At 69.1% G+C, this 19104-nt stretch carries 17 protein-coding genes and 1 pseudogene; 7 read left to right on the top strand and 11 right to left on the bottom strand.

Features of this window, described 5'->3' with window-relative positions:
- Window positions 1–7 precede the first annotated feature (7 nt).
- The 6 genes and pseudogenes from BM060_RS13270 to BM060_RS13250 form a co-directional block, all read right to left on the bottom strand.
- On the bottom strand, window positions 8–1120 hold the full coding sequence (locus tag BM060_RS13270; protein WP_074980517.1) for a class II histone deacetylase: 1113 nt from the start codon (window positions 1118–1120) through the stop codon (window positions 8–10).
- Complete coding sequence (locus tag BM060_RS13265) at window positions 1117–2508, bottom strand: purine-cytosine permease family protein (RefSeq protein WP_074980516.1); 1392 nt, start codon at window positions 2506–2508, stop codon at window positions 1117–1119. The genes BM060_RS13270 and BM060_RS13265 overlap by 4 nt, the downstream gene beginning before the upstream one ends.
- Window positions 2509–2569: 61 nt before the next feature.
- Window positions 2570–3604: a gamma-aminobutyric acid-binding protein gene (locus tag BM060_RS13260; protein ID WP_074980515.1), complete on the bottom strand. Its 1035-nt coding sequence runs from the start codon at window positions 3602–3604 to the stop codon at window positions 2570–2572.
- A 267-nt stretch (window positions 3605–3871) separates the two neighbouring features.
- Window positions 3872–5254: an aspartate aminotransferase family protein gene (locus BM060_RS13255; protein ID WP_074980514.1), complete on the bottom strand. Its 1383-nt coding sequence runs from the start codon at window positions 5252–5254 to the stop codon at window positions 3872–3874.
- 39 nt (window positions 5255–5293) lie between these two features.
- Window positions 5294–5367: pseudogene (locus BM060_RS33710) on the bottom strand (hypothetical protein); the annotation flags it as partial.
- A 45-nt stretch (window positions 5368–5412) separates the two neighbouring features.
- Window positions 5413–6903, bottom strand: coding sequence for an aldehyde dehydrogenase (locus BM060_RS13250; RefSeq protein ID WP_074980513.1), 1491 nt, complete (start codon window positions 6901–6903; stop codon window positions 5413–5415).
- 286 nt (window positions 6904–7189) lie between these two features.
- Between BM060_RS13250 and BM060_RS13245 the strand changes: the two genes are divergently transcribed.
- The 4 genes from BM060_RS13245 (at window position 7190) to BM060_RS13230 (ending at window position 13505) form a co-directional block, all read left to right on the top strand.
- On the top strand, window positions 7190–8125 hold the full coding sequence (locus BM060_RS13245) for a LysR family transcriptional regulator (RefSeq protein ID WP_009614641.1): 936 nt from the start codon (window positions 7190–7192) through the stop codon (window positions 8123–8125).
- A 359-nt stretch (window positions 8126–8484) separates the two neighbouring features.
- Complete coding sequence (locus BM060_RS13240; RefSeq protein ID WP_043312483.1) at window positions 8485–9513, top strand: DUF5924 family protein; 1029 nt, start codon at window positions 8485–8487, stop codon at window positions 9511–9513.
- 73 nt (window positions 9514–9586) lie between these two features.
- Window positions 9587–10426, top strand: coding sequence for an acyl-CoA thioesterase (locus BM060_RS13235; protein WP_074980512.1), 840 nt, complete (start codon window positions 9587–9589; stop codon window positions 10424–10426).
- 115 nt (window positions 10427–10541) lie between these two features.
- Complete coding sequence (locus BM060_RS13230) at window positions 10542–13505, top strand: autotransporter outer membrane beta-barrel domain-containing protein (protein ID WP_074980511.1); 2964 nt, start codon at window positions 10542–10544, stop codon at window positions 13503–13505.
- Window positions 13506–13823: 318 nt separating this feature from the next.
- On the opposite strand, the gene BM060_RS13225 is transcribed toward BM060_RS13230, so the two are convergent.
- The 4 genes from BM060_RS13225 to speB all read right to left on the bottom strand — a co-directional run bounded on the left by BM060_RS13225 (window position 13824) and on the right by speB (window position 16922).
- Window positions 13824–14225: a GFA family protein gene (locus tag BM060_RS13225; protein WP_058487878.1), complete on the bottom strand. Its 402-nt coding sequence runs from the start codon at window positions 14223–14225 to the stop codon at window positions 13824–13826.
- An 11-nt stretch (window positions 14226–14236) separates the two neighbouring features.
- Entirely contained in the window at window positions 14237–14968 is a 732-nt protein-coding gene (locus BM060_RS13220) for a phytanoyl-CoA dioxygenase family protein (protein ID WP_074980510.1), read from the bottom strand.
- Complete coding sequence (locus BM060_RS13215; RefSeq protein WP_074980509.1) at window positions 14965–15891, bottom strand: LysR family transcriptional regulator; 927 nt, start codon at window positions 15889–15891, stop codon at window positions 14965–14967. The genes BM060_RS13220 and BM060_RS13215 overlap by 4 nt, the downstream gene beginning before the upstream one ends.
- Window positions 15892–15965: 74 nt before the next feature.
- On the bottom strand, window positions 15966–16922 hold the full coding sequence (speB, locus tag BM060_RS13210; RefSeq protein WP_009614633.1) for an agmatinase: 957 nt from the start codon (window positions 16920–16922) through the stop codon (window positions 15966–15968).
- Between the two features lie 280 nt (window positions 16923–17202).
- Here speB and BM060_RS13205 point away from each other — a divergent pair, with 280 nt between their 5' ends.
- The 3 genes from BM060_RS13205 (at window position 17203) to BM060_RS13195 (ending at window position 18699) form a co-directional block, all read left to right on the top strand.
- On the top strand, window positions 17203–17430 hold the full coding sequence (locus tag BM060_RS13205) for a CopG family ribbon-helix-helix protein (RefSeq protein ID WP_009614631.1): 228 nt from the start codon (window positions 17203–17205) through the stop codon (window positions 17428–17430).
- Window positions 17427–17708, top strand: coding sequence for a type II toxin-antitoxin system RelE/ParE family toxin (locus BM060_RS13200; protein WP_009614629.1), 282 nt, complete (start codon window positions 17427–17429; stop codon window positions 17706–17708). Before BM060_RS13205 ends, BM060_RS13200 begins: the two co-directional genes overlap by 4 nt.
- Window positions 17709–17967: 259 nt before the next feature.
- Window positions 17968–18699: an RcnB family protein gene (locus BM060_RS13195; protein WP_074980508.1), complete on the top strand. Its 732-nt coding sequence runs from the start codon at window positions 17968–17970 to the stop codon at window positions 18697–18699.
- Between the two features lie 31 nt (window positions 18700–18730).
- Here BM060_RS13195 and BM060_RS13190 read toward each other — a convergent pair whose 3' ends face one another.
- A complete protein-coding gene (locus BM060_RS13190; RefSeq protein WP_069862794.1) occupies window positions 18731–19012 on the bottom strand; it encodes a DUF2218 domain-containing protein in 282 nt (93 codons plus the stop codon).
- Window positions 19013–19104 lie beyond the last annotated feature (92 nt).

Below are 19104 nucleotides of genomic sequence, written 5' to 3'. Positions count from 1 at the left end.
TGCCGGCCTACAGGCCGAGCTTCTGCGCCATGCGCTCGATAGCCTGGCGCTGGAAGGCGCGGAAGTCCGCGTCCGGCTGCTGGCCTTCGAGCATCGGCAGGAAGGGGTCGACCACTTCGGTAGCCACCCCGGCCAGTTCCTCGATCACCGCGTGGCCGCAGAAGGGCACGTAGGCTTCGGCGTAGCCGCCCTCGTGGACCAGCACCAGGCGCCCGTCGCACAGGCGCTCGGCGGCCTCGCGCACGCTGCGGGTGAGGGCGCGGAAGGTCTCGCTGTGGGCGAGCATGCGCGCCAGCGGGTCCACGCCGTTGGCGTCGAAGCCGCAGGCGACCACGATCAGCTCCGGGCGGAAGCGCTCCAGGGCCGGCACTATGATGCGCTGCATGGCGTGGCGATAGGCGTCGTCGCCACTGCCGGGGTACAGCGGCACGTTGACGTTGGCGCCCAGGCCGGCGCCTTCGCCCTGCTCTTCCACGGCGCCGGAACCCACCGGGAAGCAGTCGGCCTGGTGGATCGACAGGGTCAGCACATCGTCGCGGCCATAGAAGATCGACTGGGTGCCGTTGCCGTGGTGCACGTCCCAGTCCAGCACGGCGACGCGCCGGATGCCGTGGCGCGCCTTCGCCGCCTCCACCGCCACGGCGATGTTGGCCAGGTAGCAGAAGCCCATGCCGCGGTCGGCCAGGCAATGGTGGCCCGGCGGCCGCGACAGCGCGTAGGCGTTGTCCAACTCGCCGCTGAGCACCGCGTCCACCGCGGCGATGGCCAGCCCGGCGGACTGCCGGGCGATCTCGTAGGTGCCGGGGCCGACCATGGCCTCCTCGCCCAGCTCGCCGTGGCCGGCGTCGCTCATGGCCTTGAAGCGTTGCAGGTAGTCCAGCGGGTGGACGCGCAGCAGGTCCTCCTCGCTAGCCAGCGGCGCGCTGGCGAGCCTGAGCTTCGCGCTCAGGCCCGAGACATCCATCAGGCTCTTCAGCCGCCGCTTGCTCTCCGCCGATTCGGCGTGGCCGCTGCCGGCCGGCGGCTGCAGCCAGCCGCCCACCGGGAGGATCAGCGCGTGCAGCCCGGCGGCGTGCCAGAAGCAGCGCTCGTCGAAGAAGAAACCGCTGCGCCGGCTCATGCGCGGGCCTCCGCCAGGGCGCGCTGGCGCTTGCGGCTGAACGCCCAGTACACCGGCGAGACCACGCCCAGGCCGACGATCCAGGAGATGTCGGCGCCGTTCATGGCGCGCGCCACCACCCCGGTGTACAGCTCGGTGGACATGAAGGGTACCTGCACCAGGATGCCCAGCACGTAGCAGTTCACCGCGGTCCAGTTGAAGGTGCCGTAGATGCCGCCGTCGCGGCGGAAGAACGACAGCACGTCGTACTGGCCGTGGGCGACCAGGTAGTAGTCGACCAGGTTGATCGCGCTCCAGGGCACCAGCACGTAGAGCAGCAGCAGGATGAAGTTGGTGTAGTTGGCCATGAAGTTGTCCTGGCCGAGCAGGGCGATGGCCAGCGAGCCGCCGAACAGGCTCAGGGCGATCAGCGCGCGCCAGCCGGCGCCGGCCGCCCAGGCCGGGATCAGCGTCTGGCCGACGGTGATCGCCGAGAGCGTGCCGCAGTACAGGTTCATGGCGTTGGTGGCGGCGATGCCGATGGAGAACACCGCCACCAGCACGGCGCTGAAGCCGCCGGTCATGCCGATCAGCCCGGCGACCACGTCGCCGCCGTCCAGGCACAGGCCGACGATCACGCCCAGGACCATGGGCAGGATCGAACCCAGGCAGCAACCCCAGTAGCTGGACCAGAACGCGGTGCGCGCGCCGGTGTCCTGCGGCATGTAGCGCGAGTAGTCGGAAACGTAGGGGGCATAGGCCAGCTGCCAGAGCGCGGCGATCGACAGCGCGCCGAGGAAGCCCGGCAGGTTGAAGCCGTTGCGCTGCAGGAAGTCCGCCGGCAGGCCGTGGATGAACAGCACCCAGGCGAAGCTGACCAGCAGCACCGCGCCGGACAGCCAGGACATCAGCCGGGTGTAGCCGTGGATCAGGCGGTAGCCGAAGACGGTGGCGACCACGCTGATCGCGCCCACCAGCAGGATGCCGGCGTTGGTGGCCACGGCCGGGAAGCGCGCGTGCAGCGTCTGGCCGCCGAGCACCAGGTTGGAGGCGAAGAAGCCCAGGTACATGATCACCACCAGGGCCACCACCAGCAGCGAGCCGAAGGAGCCGAACTGGCCGCGCGTCTGCACCATCTGCGGCACGCCCAGCTGCGGGCCCTGGGCCGAGTGCAGGGCCATGAACACCCCACCCACCAGGTTGCCCAGCACCAGCGCCAGCAGCGCGGCGACGAAGGACAGCTGGAACACGGTGACGGCCAGCGCCCCCGTGACCACGGTGAGCAGCATGATGTTGCTGCCGAACCAGATGGTGAAGAGGTCACGGGCGCGGCCGTGGCGTTCGTGCCGGGCGATGGGCTGGATGGTGCTCAGCTCCAGGGTCGCCGCCGGGGTTTGCGTCGTTGTCATTGTGGTTCTCGCAAGGCAAAGCGGTGCCCGGCACGCCGGGCACTCGGGTTGGCCGGGGGCCTTAGCGGGCCGCCCAGGCGTTGAAGCGCAGTTCCAGTTCCTCGCCGTGGTCGACCCAGAAGGCCGAGTCCACCGAGCGGGCGCCCTGCAGGTTGGCCGGGGCGGTGGGCAGGGCGGCCTGCACGTCGGCCGGCAGCAGTTCCAGGGTGCCCTTGTGCACCGGGCCGTAGGGGATGTTCTCGGAGAACACCTTCTGCGTCTGCGGCTGGCTGGCGAAGGCGATGAACTTCTCGGCCAGGGCCTTGTTCGGCGTGCCCTTGACCACTGCCCAGTATTCCGGGTCGTAGAGGCTGCCCGGCCAGACGATGGCCAGCGGCACGCCTTCCTTCTGCGCGGCGGCGATGCGGCCGTTGTAGGCGGCGCTCATCACCACGTCGCCGGCGGCCAGCCACTGCGGCGGTTGCGCGCCGGCTTCCCACCACTGGATGTAGGGCTTGATCTCGTCGAGCTTCTTGAAGGCTCGGCTGACGCCCTCGGGGGTGCCCAGCACCTTGTACAGGTCCTCGGGCTTCACGCCGTCGGCCAGCAGGGCCACTTCCAGGGTGTACTTGGCGCCCTTGCGCAGGCCGCGCTTGCCCGGGTAGTCCTTGACGTTCCAGAAGTCCGCCCAGGAGGTCGGCGCCTTGGCCAGGCGCTTGCTGTCGTAGGCCATGACCATGGACCAGACGTAGGTGGCCACGCCGCACTCGCTGAAGGTGCCGGGGACGAATTTCGACTCGTCGCCGATGGCGGCCGGGTCGATGCGCTCGAACAGGCCCTCGTCGCAGCCGCGCAGCAGCTCGGGGCTTTCCACCTCGACCACGTCCCAGGTGACCTTGCCGACGTCGACCATGGCCTTCACCTTGGCCATCTCGCCGTTGTACTCGCCGGCGATCACCTTGCCGGCGCCGCTGGCATCGAAGGGTTTGAAGTAGGCCTTGTCCTGGGCGGCCTTGGTGGCGCCGCCGAAGGAGATCACCGTGAGATCCTGCGCCTGGGCGGCGCCGGTGGCGGCGAGGACCGCGCAGGCGAGGATGCAATGCAAGGACGATTTCATGGAACGAACTCCCACAGCCGGTTGGCGTTGTTGGTTTGGATTGCTGGGCAGTTGCCGAACGGGCGGCAAAAAGGTTCCACGGCGCGGGCCTGCGTGGGCCCGCGGCGTTGTTGTTGTTCGTTTTTCGTAGGAGCGGGCTTGCTCGCGAAGGGCCGGAAAGCCCCCTCTCCCTAACCCTCTCCCTTCAGGGAGAGGGCGGGGGGAGAGGGAATCCGTCTTACGCCGGACTTCGCGAGCAAGCTCGCTCCTACAAGGTCGTGTCGTGCCTTACAGCACGCCGATCTCCTTCGCGGTGCGGTCCACCGCGATGCGCGTCTTGTCCACCAGCTCGTCCAGCTCGGCGCGGCCGGCCACCAGGGCCGGGGCCATGATCATGCGGCCGAGGGTGGAGCGGATGATCAGGCCTTCCTCGAAGCCGATGGTGCGGCAGCGCCAGGCCAGGTCGTTCTCGTTATCGAAGCGCTTGCGGGTGGCCTTGTCCTGCACGAACTGCAGCGCCGCCACCAGGCCGGCGCCCTGGATCTCGCCGATCAGCGGGTGGTTGCCGAACACCTCGCGCAGGCACTGCTGCAGGTAGGGGCCGGTGTCGTTCTTGACCTGGGTGACGATGCCCTCGTCGCGCAGCGCCTTGAGGTTGGCCACGGCCACCGCCGCCGCCACCGGGTGGCCGGAGTAGGTCAGGCCGTGGGCGAACACGCCGCCCTGCTCCACCAGCACCTCGGCGATGCGCTTGCTCAGCACCAGGCCGCCCATGGGGATGTAGCCGCTGGTCAGGCCCTTGGCGATGGACAGGGTGTCCGGCTCGAAGCCGAAGTGCTGGTGGGCGAACCACTCGCCGGTGCGGCCGAAGCCGCCGATCACTTCGTCGGCGCACAGCAGCACGTCGTACTTGCGGCAGATGCGCTGGATTTCCGGCCAGTAGCTCTCCGGCGGGAAGATCATGCCGCCGGCGCCCTGGAACGGCTCGGCGATGAAGCCGGCGACGTTCTCGGCGCCCAGCTCGAGGATCTTGTCCTCCAGCTGCTGCGCGCAGCGGCGGCCGAATTCCTCGGGGGTGAGGTCGCCGCCGTTGGCGAACCAGTAGGGCTCGTCGATGTGGGCGATGTCCGGGATCATGCCGCCCATCTCGTGCATGAACTTCATGCCGCCCAGCGCGGTGGCCGCCAGGGTCGAGCCGTGGTAGCCGTTCCAGCGGCCGATCATGATCTTCTTCTGCGGCTTGCCGAGGATCTGCCAGTAACGGCGCACGGTGCGGATCAGCACCTCGTTGGATTCGGAGCCGGAGTTGGTGTAGATGGCGTGGCTGTAGTGGCCCGGCACCAGGCTGAAGAGCAGCTCGGACAGCTCGATCACCGCCGGGTGGGTGGTGTGGAAAAACATGTTGTAGTACGACAGCTGGTCCATCTGCGCGCTCGCCGCGGCGGTCAGGTCCTTGCGCCCGTAGCCCAGTTGGGTGCACCACAGGCCGGACATGCCGTCCAGGTAGCGGTTGCCGTCGTTGTCCCACAGGTACAGGCCCTCGCCGCGCACCATCACCCGCGGGCCTTCGGCGTTCAGCGCCTTCTGGTCGAGGAAGGCGTGGATGTGGTGGGCCGCGTCCGCCGCCTGGTAGTCACGGGTTTCGCGTTGCGCTTTGGTGTTGTCGGTCATCGACTTTCTCCTAGTTCCCTCGGCGGTGCTCCGGCAGCCGGCCTGAGGGGTTTGCAGGGGATCGAGGGCGACGGACTTACCTGGGCAGTCTCACCGGCCGTCTCGAGCGGTTCGCCGGGGCAGCACGGGCCGGCGGTGCGCCGGCCCCGGGGCTGCCCTCAGCGCAGCTGGAACCAGGTGGTTTTCAGCTGGGTGTACTTGTCGAACGAATGCAGCGACAGGTCGCGGCCGAAGCCGGACTGCTTGCCGCCGCCGAAGGGGATGGCCGGGTCCAGGGCGTCCACGGTGTTCACCGACACGGTGCCGACGTTCAACCGGCCGGCCACGCGGTGGGCACGGTTGAGGTCGTCGCTCCACACCGAGGCGGCCAGGCCGAAGGGGCTGTCGTTGGCCAGGCGCAGGGCCTCGTCCTCGCTGTCGAAGGCGCTCACCGCCAGCACCGGGCCGAAGACTTCCTCGCGGGCCAGGCGCTGCTGCGGGTCGACGTTGGTGAAGATGGTCGGCTCGATGAAGTTGCCCGAGCCGTTGAAGCTCAGCTGGCGGCCGCCGCAAGCCAGGGTAGCGGCGCTGCCGCGGGTTTCCTCGATGAAGCGCAGGATGCTGGCGGTCTGCTTGGCGTCGACGATGGCGCCGGCGCGGCTGGCCGGGTCCAGCGGGTCGCCCGGGGCCCAGTCGCGGGCCTTGGCGATCAGGCGCTCGACGAATTCGTCGTGGATGGAGCGCTCCACCAGCAGCCGCGAGTTGGCCGAGCAGACCTCGCCCTGGTTGAAGAAAATGCCGAATGCCGCTTTTTCAGCCGCAAGATCGAGGTCGCGGCAATCGGCGAACACGAGGTTCGGGCTCTTGCCGCCACACTCCAGCCACACCTGCTTGAGGTTGGACTGGGCGGAATACTGCATGAAGTACTTGCCCACTTCGGTGGAGCCGGTGAACACCAGGCAGTCCACGTCCGGGTGCAGGCCCAGGGCCTTGCCGGCGTGCTCGCCGAGGCCCGGCACCACATTCAGCACGCCCTCGGGCAGGCCGGCCTCCAGGGCCAGTTCGGCCAGGCGCAGGGCCGAGAACGGCGACTGCTCGGCCGGCTTGAGCACCACCGAGTTGCCGGCGGCCAGGGCCGGGGCCAGTTTCCAGGCGGCCATGTCGAGGGGGAAGTTCCACGGCACCACGGCGCCGATCACGCCCAGGGGCGCGCGGGTGATGGTGGCCAGGGCGTTGGGCGCGGTCGGGGCGACCTGGTCGTAGAGCTTGTCCAGGGCCTCGGCGTACCAGGAAAAGACGCCGGCGGCGCCGGGCACGTCGATGTTCCAGGCGTCCATCACCGGCTTGCCCATGTTCAGCGAGTCCAGCAGGGCCAGCTCGTCGCGGTGGGCCAGCATCAGCTCGGCCAGCTTCAGCAGCACGGCCTTGCGCTCGCGCGGCGCCATGCGCGCCCAGGGGCCCTGCTCGAAGGCACGGCGGGCGCTACGCACGGCGGCGTCGACTTCGGTCGCGCCACAGGCGGCGACGTTGGCCAGCAGGCGGTTGGTGGCCGGGTCGATGGATGCGAAGGTGGCGCCGTCGGCGGCGGCCATGCGGCGGCCATCGATCAGGGCGGCGTCGATGAAGGTCTGGCGGGCTGCACGCTGCTGCCAGTCGCTGAGTTGATACACCAGGGCACTCCTGCTCACGAGCAATTATTGTTTTGTTCTGTGGTACCGCTGATGGTCGCGCATGCCCCGGCGGAGGAAAAATATTAAATATGTCTTCGGGGTATATGAAAAAGCTGGGCAGGCGCGCACCGGCAAAGTGCGCCATGCTGGGTTATGGTGCGGCACCTGGAGGCGCCTCGACGCTCCCCGGCGCAGGCCGGCGGGCCCGATCCTTGCTTCCCGATGAACCGATGACACAACGAGAGCGCGCACGCCACCGGCGAAGCCGCGCCATAGAGGTCTTGCAGTGGCTTCCTATACCTTGCGGCAATTGAAGTATTTCGTGACGACAGTGGAATGCGGCAGCGTGGCCGAGGCCTCGCGCAAGCTCTACATCGCCCAGCCGTCGATCTCCACGGCGATCAAGGGCCTGGAAGAGAGCTTCGGCGTGCAGCTGTTCATCCGCCACCACGCCCAGGGCGTGTCCCTCACCCCCAGCGGCGCGCGCTTCTACCGCAAGGCCCAGGAACTGCTGCGCATGGCCCACGAGTTCGAGCAGAACGCCCTGGCCGACAACGACGTGGTGGCCGGGCAGATCGACCTGGCCTGCTTCGAGACGGTGGCGCCGCTGTACCTGCCGCGGCTGATCGCCGGCTTCCGCGAGCGCTACCCGGGGGTGGAGATCCGCATCCGCGACGGCGAGCAGCAGGAACTGGTGCAGGGCCTGACCTCCGGGCGCTTCGACCTGGCCCTGCTGTACCGCCACGACCTCGACGGCACCATCGAGACCGAGCCGCTGATGCCGGCGCAGCGCCCCTACGCCCTGCTCCCGGCCGACCACCGCTTCGCCCGCCAGGCCCAGGTGTCGCTGCGCGACCTGGCGCTGGAGCCGATGATCCTGCTCGACGTGCAGCCCAGCCGCACCTACTTCGTGAGCATCTTCGAGGAACTGGGGCTGACGCCGAACATCGCCTTCAGCTCGCCCTCCATCGAGATGGTGCGCGGCATGGTCGGCCAGGGCTTCGGCTTCTCGGTGCTGGTCACCCGGCCGCATTCGGAATGCACCTACGACGGCAAGAAGGTGGTGATGGTGAACATCGCCGAAGACGTCAGCGCCTCCGGCCTGGTGGCCGCCTGGCTCAAGCGCGCGCAGCTGACCAAGCCGGCGCGGCTGTTCGTCGACTATGCCCGCGAGGAGTTGAGTGGCGGGGTGGCGTCAGAGCCCGCACACAAGCCTTCGTAGGATGGGTTGAGCTTGCGAAACCCATGCGGTCGTGGCGATGGGTATCGCTCCGCTCAACCCATCCTACGGGGCTGAATGCCAACCCTTGTAGGAGCGGGCCCTGCCCGCGATTCGCGCGCAGGGCGCGCTCCTACAGGGGAATGGCGCGGGTGGGGCGGCGTAGGAGCGGATCTCATCCGCGAATCGCGCCGAAACCCCTGGCTATCGCGGACAAGGTCCGCTCCTACGTCTCAGGCGGCATGGCTCGCTCCTACGAAGAGCCGCCGGCCACCCTACCCTCCGTCCAGCGCCGCTGCCCCGCGCCCGGCACAAGCGCTACAATCCCCGCCCTTCCGGTTGTCCGGCTTCGGCCCTTCGTCATGCTTGTGTTGAAATCCCGCGTGCAGCGCCTGATCGCGCTGGCCCTCTCGCTCCTGGAACGCTACCCGCGGCTGGTCGCCCTGTTCGGCTTCTGCTCCGGGCTGTTCAGCTTCATGATGGTCGATCGCCACCGCGCCGGCTTCGCCCGCGCCATGGCCATCGTCATGCTGGTCAGTTGGCTCTGGCTGATGCTCGAGAACCTGCTCACCCAGCGCTTCAAGGAGCGCTTCGGCTGGTCGGTGCCGCCGGGGCTGCTGCGCTACGCGACCCAGCTGATCCACCAGGAAAGCCTGTTCTTCGTCCTGCCGTTCTTCTTCGTCACCACCACCTGGAACAGCGGCCAGGCCCTGTTCACCGGCGCCCTGGGGCTGGCCGGGCTGATCGCCATCACCGACCCGGTCTACTACAAGTGGCTGGCGCCGCGGCGCTGGACCTTCCTCGGCTACCACACCCTGACGCTGTTCGCCGTGCTGCTCACCGCGCTGCCGCTGATCCTCCAGCTGAGCACCCCGGAAAGCTACCGCTGGGCCCTGGGCATCGCCGTGGCGCTGTCCTTCCCCAGCCTGGTGGTGTCGGTGGGCATCCACAAGTGGTGGCGCTGGTTCGCCCTGCTCGGCCTGACCCTGTGCATCGGCGTGGTCGGCTGGTTCGGCCGCGCCTGGGTGCCGCCCTCCACCCTGTGGCTGGCGGAAATGGCGGTCACCGAGCAGTTCGACAACAGCCAGCGCACCCCCGGCGACAGCGTCGAGCAGGTCGGCGCCGCGCAGATCCGCGCCCAGGGCCTCTACGCCTACACCGCCATCAGCGCGCCGCGCGGCCTGGACGAGCGCATCTTCCACGTGTGGCTGCACAACGGCCAGGAAGTCGACCGCATCGCCCTGGACATCCACGGCGGCCGCGAGGCCGGCTACCGCGCCTGGACGCACAAGCAGAACTTCCCCGCCGACCCGACCGGGCGCTGGCAGGTGCAGGTGATCACCGAGGTCGGCCAGGTGATCGGCACCCTGCGTTTCGAGGTCACGCCCTGACCGCCCGGTTCGCTTGACCGCGCCCGGGCCGCTCCCCTAAAAGGACCGGATACCCGCGCCGAGAGCACCGAGCATGACCGACTCCGCCCTGCACCCCTTCGACCGCGCCCTGGCCCTGGAAGCCGACGCCCGCGACGCCGACCTGCTCCACGGCCACACCAGCGCCGACTACTGGAACATGGTCGGGCCCTTCGGCGGCATCACCGCCGCCACCCTGCTGCAGGCCGTGCTGCGCCACCCGCGGCTGCTCGGCGCGCCCGTCGCGCTGACGGTGAACTTCGCCGCCGCCATCGAGGCCGGCGCCTTCTCCGTGCGCGCCACGCCGATCCGCACCAACCGCTCCACCCAGCACTGGCTGCTGCAGCTGAGCCAGCTGGACTGCGACGGCGTGGAGCAGGTCTCCACCACCGGCACCGCGGTCACCGCCCTGCGCCGCGAGACCTGGAGCGAACTCGACCTGGCGCGCCCGCAGGCCACGGCGCCGGCGCAGACGCCGCCGCTGAACACCAGCGGCAAGGGCGTGGCCTGGGTGCAGCAGTACGAGATGCGCGCCATCGACGGCGCCTTCCCCAGCACCTGGGACGGCAGCGGCGAGCACAGCCGCACCCGCCTCTGGCTGCGCGACGCCCAGCCGCGGGCGCTGGACTTCCCGGCCCTGGCGGCGATGAGCGATATCTTCTACCCGCGCGTGTGGCTGCGCCGCGCCACCCCGGTGCCGGCCGGCACCGTGTCGATCACCACCTACTTCCACACCGACGCCGCGCAACTGGCCGAAGTCGGCAGCGGCTACCTGCTCGGCGAGGCCCGCGGCCAGGCCTTCCGCAACGGCTACTTCGACCAGGCCGCGGAGCTGTGGAGCGAGGCCGGCGAGCTGCTCGCCACCAGCAACCAGATCGTCTACTACAAGCAGTGACGGCAAGGGCCGGGCGCCCCGCGCCCGGCCTTGGCAAAAAGCCAGCATGGTTACAAAAACGTAAGATTGCATCGCTATAAACGACGGCCACTTCCAGAAGAAAAAGGTCGTCGCCATGTCGTTCAAGCCTTCTCCGCTGGCGTTCAGCATCGCCCTCGTCTTCAGCGCCGGCGCCCACGCCGCGCCCGCCGGCCCCATCGTCATCAGCACGCCCAGCACCAGCAAGCAGACGCTCTCCGGCGGGGCCAGCCTGCAGGTCACCGCAAGCGGCAGCATCACCGCCAGCGACAAGACCGTCGCCCTGAAGGACGCCACCAGCGGCGCCGGCGTGGTGGTCGACAACAGCGGGCAGATCACCGCCACCAGCGGCCGCGCCATCGAAAGCTCGGGCAGCACCGCGACCACCCGCAACTACCGGATCTACAACCGCGCCGGCGCCAGCATCAGCGCCAGCGACGACGCGGTGCGCGTGAAGGACGGCTTCGACAGCGGCAGCCTGCTGCTGGACAACGCCGGCAGCATCCGCTCGACCACCGGCCAGGCGCTGGACTTCGACGACCTGCGCAGCGGCGTGCCGGTGACCATCATCAACCGCGAAACCGGCGTCATCCACGGCGACGGCAACGACGGTATCCGCCCCGGCGCCAACGCCAGCATCACCAACTACGGCGAGATCAGCAGCGGCGACATGATCGACGCCGACGCCAAGAACGACGGCATCGACTTCCAGAACGCCGAGGGCGGCAGCGTCTACAACCACGGGCTGATCTCCGGCGGCCGCCACGGCATCACCACCGACGTCGGCGCCACCCTGGTCAACTACGCCGACGGCGTGATCATCGGCCGCAACGGCTCGGGCTACGGCTCCGACGGCAACGGCACGGTCACCAACTACGGGCGCATCACCGGCGCCTACAACGGCCTGGTGCCCGATGGCGACGGCGATGGCGTGGACATCGACCTGATCGGCCACATCGAGAACCACGGGATCATCGAAGGCATAGGCGCGGCCGGCGTCGACAAGGGCGGCCAGCCCAACGGCAGCGAGGGCATCGCCATGGGCGGCGGCAGCGTCTACAACGCCGCCGGCGCGCTGATCAGCGGCGCCAGCCGCGGCATCCTGGTGGACGACGGCTCCGCCGGCAGCGGCTACGGCGCCACCACCCTGGAGAACCACGGCACCATCGAAGGCCTGGCCTCCAGCGGCGTGACTCTGGTCGGCGACTTCGCCGACGTTGTGATCAACGACGGCCTGATTCACGGCGGCAACGGCATCGCCCTGGAACTGGGCGGCGGCGACGACAGCCTGACACTGCTCGCCGGCAGCCGCTTCGAAGGCCTGGTGGACGGCGGCGACGGCCATGACCGGGTGAGCTTCGACGACGCCCGCGGCGGCAGCTTCGGCCAGAGCCGCAACTTCGAGCGCCTGGAGGTGCGCCAGGGCGCCTGGATCCTCACTGGCAGCGGCGACTTCAGCGAAGGCGGCGAAGTCTTCGCCGGCGCCCAGCTGATCAACCAGGGCGGCATCGCCGGCAGCCTGCTGGTGGACAGCGGCGCCAGCTACGCCGGCAGCGGCAGCGTCGGCGGCCTGGACGTCAGCGGCACCTTGCTGGCCAACCCGCAGCAGGGCGCCACCCACGTAACCGGCGACCTGGCCCTGCGCAGCGGATCGACCCTGGCCTATGGCGTGGAGGCCGACGGCAGCCACGCCACCCTGCAGGTGGATGGCAGCGCGACCCTGGACGGCGCGCGCCTGGCCCTGCAAGCCGGGCCCGGCAACTATCCCTGGCAGAGCAGCTATCAGGTGCTGAACGCCAGCGGCGGCGTCAGCGGCCGGTTCGCCGAGGTCAGCAGCAACTTCGCCTTCCTCACCCCGAGCCTCGGCTACGGCGCCAACAGCGTGGACCTGCAACTGACGCGCAACGACGTGCAGTTCGCCGACCTGGCCAGCAGCGGCAACGGCCGCAACGCCGCCAGCGCCCTGCAGGGCCAGGGCATGGGCCAGCTGTACAACGCGCTGATCACCAGCGACGCCGGCAACGCCGGCCGCGCCGTGGAACAACTGGCCGGCGCCAGCAACGCCAACCTGGCCGCCGCCACCCTGGCCGGCAGCCAGGCGGTGGGCGGCGCCATGCTCGGCGCACTGCGCCAGCTCGGCGGCGGCCTGCTGGTGGCCAGCGACGACCGCGACACCCCGCAACTGGCCGCCCTCGGCGTACCCAGCGAGGCACGCAACCTGAACGACCCGAACGCCGCCGGCCGCCTCTGGCTGCAAGGCATCGGCAGCCACGGCCAACTGGACGGCGAGCACGGCAGCGGCGACCTCGACCAGAACACCGGCGGCACCCTGCTGGGCGCCGACTGGGCGCTGGACGGCCAATGGCGCCTGGGCGTGCTGGGCGGCTACTCGCACACCGACCTCGACGGCCAGGGCGGCACCTCCGGCGACATCGACAGCTGGCACCTGGGCACCTACGCCCTGCGCCAGGCCGGCCCGCTGGCCCTGCGCCTGGGCGCGGCCTACAGCAGCCACGACGGCGAAAGCAAACGCCGCGTCGAGTTCGACGGCTTCAGCGACCGCCCCAAGGGCGACTACGACGCCCACAGCTGGCAGGCCTTCGCCGAGGCCGGCTACCAGCTCGGCGACGGCCGCCTGAGCGCCGAGCCCTACGCCAACCTCGGCTACCAGTACTACAAGCGCGACGCCTACGACGAAAAAGGCGGCGCCGCGGCCCTGCACGTGGACGAGCAAAGCCAGCACAACCTCAGCAGTACCCTGGGCGTGCGCACGGCCTGGCTCACCAGCCTGGACAACGGCATGAGCCTGACCCCGCGCCTGGGCCTGGGCTGGCGCCACACCTACGGCGACCTGGACAGCAGCACCCGCCAGGCCTTCCTCGCCGGCGGCGGCGCCTTCAGCGTCCAGGGCACGGCGCTGGACCGCAACAGCCTGCTGCTGGACCTGGGCCTGGACCTGGGCCTGTCGGCCCGCCACAGCATCGGCCTGGCCTACAGCGGCGAGAAAGGCAGCCAGGCGCAGAACCATGCGCTGATCGCGCAGTGGCAGATGGCGTTCTAAAGCATGCCAGGGGCTTTTCGTAGGAGCGAGCTTGCTCGCGAACAGCAGTCAGCCGGCGAGGTTCGGTGTGTGGCCTGAAGAGCGCCCTCTCCCTAACCCTCTCCCTGAAGGGAGAGGGGACCGTTGGGCAGGCACTGATGTTCTGGAGTCAGCCGGCTAGCACCGTGACTACCGGCTGACTACAGGCCTCCTCTCGGCATGGACAAGCCCCCTCTCCCTTCAGGGAGAGGGCTGGGGAGAGGGAGCGGAGCCAACCCAGCGCGCTGGTATCACCAGGAGACCTGGTTCGCGAGCAAGAGCTAGGCGCCCCCCTCGCTCCTACAAAACCTCCTCATCCTCCCCCGGCAACTGCTCATCCAGATGCAGCCAAGCAACCCGGCTCTTCACCCACACATGCCTTTGCGGCGGCGCCACCTCCGGGTGATCGAAGGTCGCAACAGTCACATCCAACGTCTCCGGCGTCCGCTCCGTCTCGAACACCACCTGGGCCCCACAGTTCCCACAGAACAACCGCCGATTACCCGGACTCGACACATAGCAGGCCGGCTCCCCCTTCAACCAACGGAAACTACTGCGCGGCACCGTCGCCCAGGTGACCACCATGCCCCCACTACTCCGCCGGCAGATCGAACAATGGCAGTGGCCGACATCATCCAACTCCGCAGTGAACTCATAACGCAGGGCACCACAATGGCAGCCCCCTTGGTGGGTCTGGCTCATGGCCGGGCTCCTCAGTCGTATTCCGCCGCCTCGTGGTCGCCCAGCAGGCGGCGCTGGCGGGGCGTGCAGGCGGCCAGCACTTCGGGGTCGAAGCGCCAGTCGAGATAGGGCGAGAACTTCTGCGCCACCATGCGCCGGCCGTAGTGCACCTGCAACAGGTAGCGCGTGCGCTGGCTCAGGTTGCGGCTGCCGGAATGCCACAGGTCACTGCGGAACACCAGGCAGTCGCCGGCGCGGCACAGCACCGGCTCGGCCGCCCTGCCCCGCCAGCTGCGCTCGTCCGGGTGTGGTACGCGGCCGGCGCGGTGGCTGCCGGGAATCACCCAGGTCGGGCAGAGTGCGTGGTCGATATCGTCGAGGTAGACCTGCGCCGTGCAGATGAACATCGGCAGCTCGAAGCCGCCCAGCAGCAGCGCTTCCGGCAGGCGCAGCGGCAGGTAGTCCTGGTGCATGTCGCTGCCGATGAAGCCGGGGTGGCAGCGCCAGGCGGTCTGGCCGATGACGTGGCAGTCCTCGCCCAGCGCCGCCTCGGCCACCTCGATCAGCCCCGGCGGGTCGAGGTACGGCAGCCAGCGCGGCGAGCGGTTGAACACGCACTTGTAGTGGTCCACCAGGCCCTCGTAGTCCCAGTGGATCGGCCGCAGGGCGTCGATCAGCCCGCGCACTTCCGCGACCTGCGCAGCATCCAGCAGGCCGGGCAGCAGTACGAAGCCATCCTCGTGCAATGCGTGCAGTGCGTTCATGACTCCAGCCCTCCCCGGCCCAGTTGCGCCTGGGCCTGTTCCAGCGCGCCGAGGAAGGCGCCCAGGGCTTCGCCCGGCTCGGCGCCCTGGCGCGTCACGCAGTGGAATTCCGAGTGGTAGGCCAGCTGCGCGGGGCGGATCGCCCGCAGCCGTCCCTCGGCGACCCAGGCGGCGGCGTAGGGCGTCGGCAGGTAGCCGATGAAGGTGCCGCTGAACACCAGGTTGGCGATGGCCTCCATGCTGTAGGCGGTGGTCGTGCGGTTGAACACCAGGCCGTGGGGGCGCCGGCTCTCGGCCATGTAGCCGCGGCCGACGTAATCGGCGGCGCAGATCGCCTCCAGGTCCGGCTCGTCGTCGGCGCGGGCGAAGAACGGGTGGCCGGGGGCGCAGTAGAGGTTCTGTTCCTCGCTGAAGAGCAACTGGTAGCGCAGCCCGGACAGGCGATGGTGGAAGGCGCCGATGGCCAGTTGCAGGCGCTCTTCCAGCACGGCGTTCTCCAATTCGTCCGGGCGCTGGGTGTGCAGGTTCAGGCGCACGCCGGGGTTGCCCTGGCGGAACAGGCGGATGGCCAACGGCAGCGCCCAGCAGTGCTGCCCGACCACGCCGTCGACGCAGCCCAGGTGCAGGGTTTCGCGGTCGCGTCCGCCCAGGCCGGTGACCTGCTCGCGGAAGCGTTCGATGTCGACGAACAGGCCCTGGGCCGCGTCGTACAGCTGCTGGCCTTCCTCGGTGAGCTGGAAGCCGCTGCTGCCGCGCCGGCACAGCGAGTAGCCCAGGCGCAGTTCGAGGTCGCGCACCAGCACGCTCAGGCGCGACAGGCTGGTGTTCAGACGCACCTGGGCGGCGGTGAAGCCGCCGGCCTCGACTATGGCGCAGAAGGTGCGCAGCAGGCGCAGGTCGATGTCGGAAAGGTTGCCCAGCATGGGGGTTCTCGCGGCGGCGGGGGCAGGCCTTCGTTATAGCCCCGCGGGCGCCGCCCCGTGAACCCCCGCAGCGGTCAGCGGCGCCGGGCCCGGGCGTCGGCGAGGATGCACAGCAGCTCGAACATCATGGTCGCGCCGACCAGCGCCGTGGCGCCGCCCAGATCGAACGGCGGCGACACCTCCACCACGTCCGCGCCTATCAGGTCCAGGCCCTGCAGGCCACGGACCAGGTGCTGCGCCTGCAGCGTGGTCATGCCGCCGATCTCCGGGGTGCCGGTGCCGGGGGCGAAGGCCGGGTCGAGCACGTCGACGTCGAAGCTGACGTAGGTCGGCCCCTCGCCCACCACCCGCCGCGCCTCGGCGAGTGTCGCCTCGACGCCCAGCGCGGCGAACTCCTCCATGTGGATGACGCGGATGCCGCACTCCTTGGCGAAGGCCTCGTCGTCCGCTGAATACACCGAGCCGCGGATGCCGATCTGCACGGTGCGCCGCGGGTCCAGCAGGCCCTCCTCGATGGCGCGGCGGAACGGCGTGCCGTGGGTGTAGGGGTTGTCGCCGAAGTAACGGTCGTTGGTGTCCGAATGGGCGTCGAAGTGGACCATGCCGATGGGCCGCTCGGCGGCCAGGGCGCGGAAGATCGGCAGCGTCACCAGGTGGTCGCCGCCCACCGACAGCGGCACCGCGCCGGCAGCGTGGATGCGCCGGTAGAAGCCCTCGATGCGCTTGAGCGAATCGAGCAGGTCGATGGGGTTCACCGGGGCGTCGCCCACGTCGCCGACGCGCGCCAGGTCGTAGGGCGCGATGCGGCTGACGTGGTGCACCTTGCGCATCAGGCTGGACTGGTTGCGCACCTCGCGCGGGCCGTGGCGGGCGCCGGCGCGGTTGGTGGTGCCGCCGTCCCAGGGCACGCCGACCAGGGCGATGTCCACCTGGGCCGGGTCCTCGAAGATCGGCAGGCGCATGAAGCTGGGGATGCCGGCGAAGCGCGGGACCTCGGCGGCGTCCACCGGTTGCGGGAAGTCATGGGGCATGGGCGTCTCCTGGCGGGAAAGGGGCTGCCCCACCAGCCTGGACCGCCCCGCGGCGGCGGCAAATCCCGAAAGCGGCAAGCCAACTTGCGCCGCCGCGAAAGTGCCCTGCAAGCCGCGCCAGCCGGGCCTTTCCACCCACCCAGCCAGCTCCGCGCCAGCGCCCGGCCGCACTCGCGCCCTCTCCTTCCCATTGCCCTTCTCACCAACGCCAAGTGCCTGATTCGTATACTTATGTTATCGTTGTAAACTCTGTATACAGCGTAAACGGACTGCTCAGAAATTGACCACCGTAATCTCCTTCCGCGCCGATGACGCCCTGGCCAAGGCCCTGGACCAACTGGCCCGGGCCACCCACCGGGACCGCCCCTACCACCTGCGCCAGGCCCTGGCGCAGTACCTGGAGCGCCAGAGCTGGCACGTGGCGGCCATCGACGAAGGCCTGGCCGACGCCAACGCCGGGCACCTGCTGCCGCACGCGGAGATAGAAGCCAAGTGGGGGCTGGCATGAGCCTGCAGTGGACGCACAAGGCGGCGGCCGACCTGGACGGCCTGTACGACCACTACGTGGTGCTGATCGGCCCGGAGAAGGCGCTGAAGGCCATCCAGGACGTGGTCGGCCAGGTGAAGGCGCTGGCCGACCTCAGCCTGAGCAGCGTCGGCCGGCCCAGCGAGGTGCCCGGCGTGCGCGAATTGCCGCTGGAACGCTGGCCTTACCAGGCCGCCTACCGGGTGAAAGGCCGCGATGTACAAATTTTGCGCATCGATTCTGTGGATAACCCGGGGTAAAAGTGGCCACACGGTTACAAAATATTTCAAAGTATTGACTTATTGATTTTGCACAAAAATAGATCAAATGCATAATTCAAAGTAATTTGGTCTATTTGCGACCATAAAGTGCAATATCGATCTAGTTACGACCGAATAATGACAAATCGTCTTTTCATGTAGCGACGCGTTTTTCCGAGATCGGAACTTTTCCCGGCATTTCCCTGTCCACTTTCCTGACTTTCCCGGCCATTTCGCCGCCCTGCCCGACGACCCGACCATGCCCAAGACCCCCTCCTTCCGCGCCCTTTGCCTGGGCCTGCTGCTGCCCGCCGGCGCGGCCCTCGCCTGGAACGCCAACGACGCCCAGCAACAGCAGCAATGGCAGGAGCAACAGCGCCAGCAACAGGAACAGCAACGCCAGATGGCCGAGCAGCAGCGCCGGCAGAACGAGGAACAGCAGCGCCGCCAGCAGGAGCAGCAACGCCAGCAGCAGGAACAGCAGCGGCAGATGGCCGAGCAGCAACGTCGGCAGATGGAGGACCGGCAGCGCCAGCAACAGGAGTTCCAGCGCCAGCGCGATGAACAGCGCCGCCAGGCCGAGCAACAGCAGCGCCAGGAAGCCCAGCGCCGCCAGCAGGAACAGCAGCGGCGCTGGCAGGAAGAACAGCGCCAGCAGGCCGAGCGCGACCGCCAGTGGCAGGACGAGCAGCGCCGCCAGGCCGATGAGCGCCAGCGTCAGTGGGAAGAGGCGCAACGCCGCCAGCAGGAGCAGCGGCAACGCGAATGGGAAGACGCCATGCGCCGCCAGGAGGCCGAGCGCCGGCACTGGCAGACCGGCCAGTACCTGCCGCCGGAATACCGCGCGCGGCGCTACTACGTGGAGGACTGGCGCAGCCGCCAGCTACCGCCGCCGGCCTACGGCTACCAATGGCAGGAAGTGGACGGCGACTACCTGCTGATCGAACTGGCCAGCGGCCTGATCCAGCAGATTCTCAGCGGCCAGCGCTAAACCGCGGCGGCAAGGGAAAAGGGCAGGGGGCTCAGCTCCAGTTCACCGGCAGCTGGCCTTCCTTCCAAGCGAAGCGGTCGAGGTGGCTGACCACCACCTGCTGCACGCGGGCCAGGCGCTCGGCGTCCTCGGCTTCGGCCTGCAGGTGCAGCGCGGCGGCGTCGGCCTTGAGCCGGCAGGTGCCGAACTCGAAGTTCAGCACGCCGCTGTCCTCGCTCAGTTCCACCGGCAGCTTGTGGGCGAAGTGGTTGCACAGGCGCTTGAGGTAACGGGCGCCATCGGGGGTAGGCACGTCGGCACGGGAAGTCGGCATCTTTCATCCTCTTCTTTCAGAGGCTTCGCATGCTAGGCGCAAGAAAGCCCGGGAAAAACCGGCTATCGTGCCTTTCACTCTTAAGCGGAGCT

The organism is Pseudomonas citronellolis (assembly GCF_900112375.1).
GTDB lineage: Bacteria > Pseudomonadota > Gammaproteobacteria > Pseudomonadales > Pseudomonadaceae > Pseudomonas > Pseudomonas citronellolis.
Note: the sequence above shows the minus strand (reverse complement) of the source record. Positions and strands in the feature narration are given on the sequence as shown.

Coding starts and splice junctions, on each gene's coding strand:
- speB (WP_009614633.1), bottom strand. CDS start 16,922: ATGCCCCATGACTTCCCGCAACCGGTGGACGCCGCCGAGGTCCCGCGC.
- BM060_RS13265 (WP_074980516.1), bottom strand. CDS start 2,508: ATGACAACGACGCAAACCCCGGCGGCGACCCTGGAGCTGAGCACCATC.
- BM060_RS13240 (WP_043312483.1), top strand. CDS start 8,485: ATGCTTGTGTTGAAATCCCGCGTGCAGCGCCTGATCGCGCTGGCCCTC.
- BM060_RS13270 (WP_074980517.1), bottom strand. CDS start 1,120: ATGAGCCGGCGCAGCGGTTTCTTCTTCGACGAGCGCTGCTTCTGGCAC.
- BM060_RS13255 (WP_074980514.1), bottom strand. CDS start 5,254: ATGACCGACAACACCAAAGCGCAACGCGAAACCCGTGACTACCAGGCG.
- BM060_RS13195 (WP_074980508.1), top strand. CDS start 17,968: ATGCCCAAGACCCCCTCCTTCCGCGCCCTTTGCCTGGGCCTGCTGCTG.
- BM060_RS13260 (WP_074980515.1), bottom strand. CDS start 3,604: ATGAAATCGTCCTTGCATTGCATCCTCGCCTGCGCGGTCCTCGCCGCC.
- BM060_RS13190 (WP_069862794.1), bottom strand. CDS start 19,012: ATGCCGACTTCCCGTGCCGACGTGCCTACCCCCGATGGCGCCCGTTAC.
- BM060_RS13200 (WP_009614629.1), top strand. CDS start 17,427: ATGAGCCTGCAGTGGACGCACAAGGCGGCGGCCGACCTGGACGGCCTG.
- BM060_RS13220 (WP_074980510.1), bottom strand. CDS start 14,968: ATGAACGCACTGCACGCATTGCACGAGGATGGCTTCGTACTGCTGCCC.
- BM060_RS13225 (WP_058487878.1), bottom strand. CDS start 14,225: ATGAGCCAGACCCACCAAGGGGGCTGCCATTGTGGTGCCCTGCGTTAT.
- BM060_RS13235 (WP_074980512.1), top strand. CDS start 9,587: ATGACCGACTCCGCCCTGCACCCCTTCGACCGCGCCCTGGCCCTGGAA.
- BM060_RS13215 (WP_074980509.1), bottom strand. CDS start 15,891: ATGCTGGGCAACCTTTCCGACATCGACCTGCGCCTGCTGCGCACCTTC.
- BM060_RS13230 (WP_074980511.1), top strand. CDS start 10,542: ATGTCGTTCAAGCCTTCTCCGCTGGCGTTCAGCATCGCCCTCGTCTTC.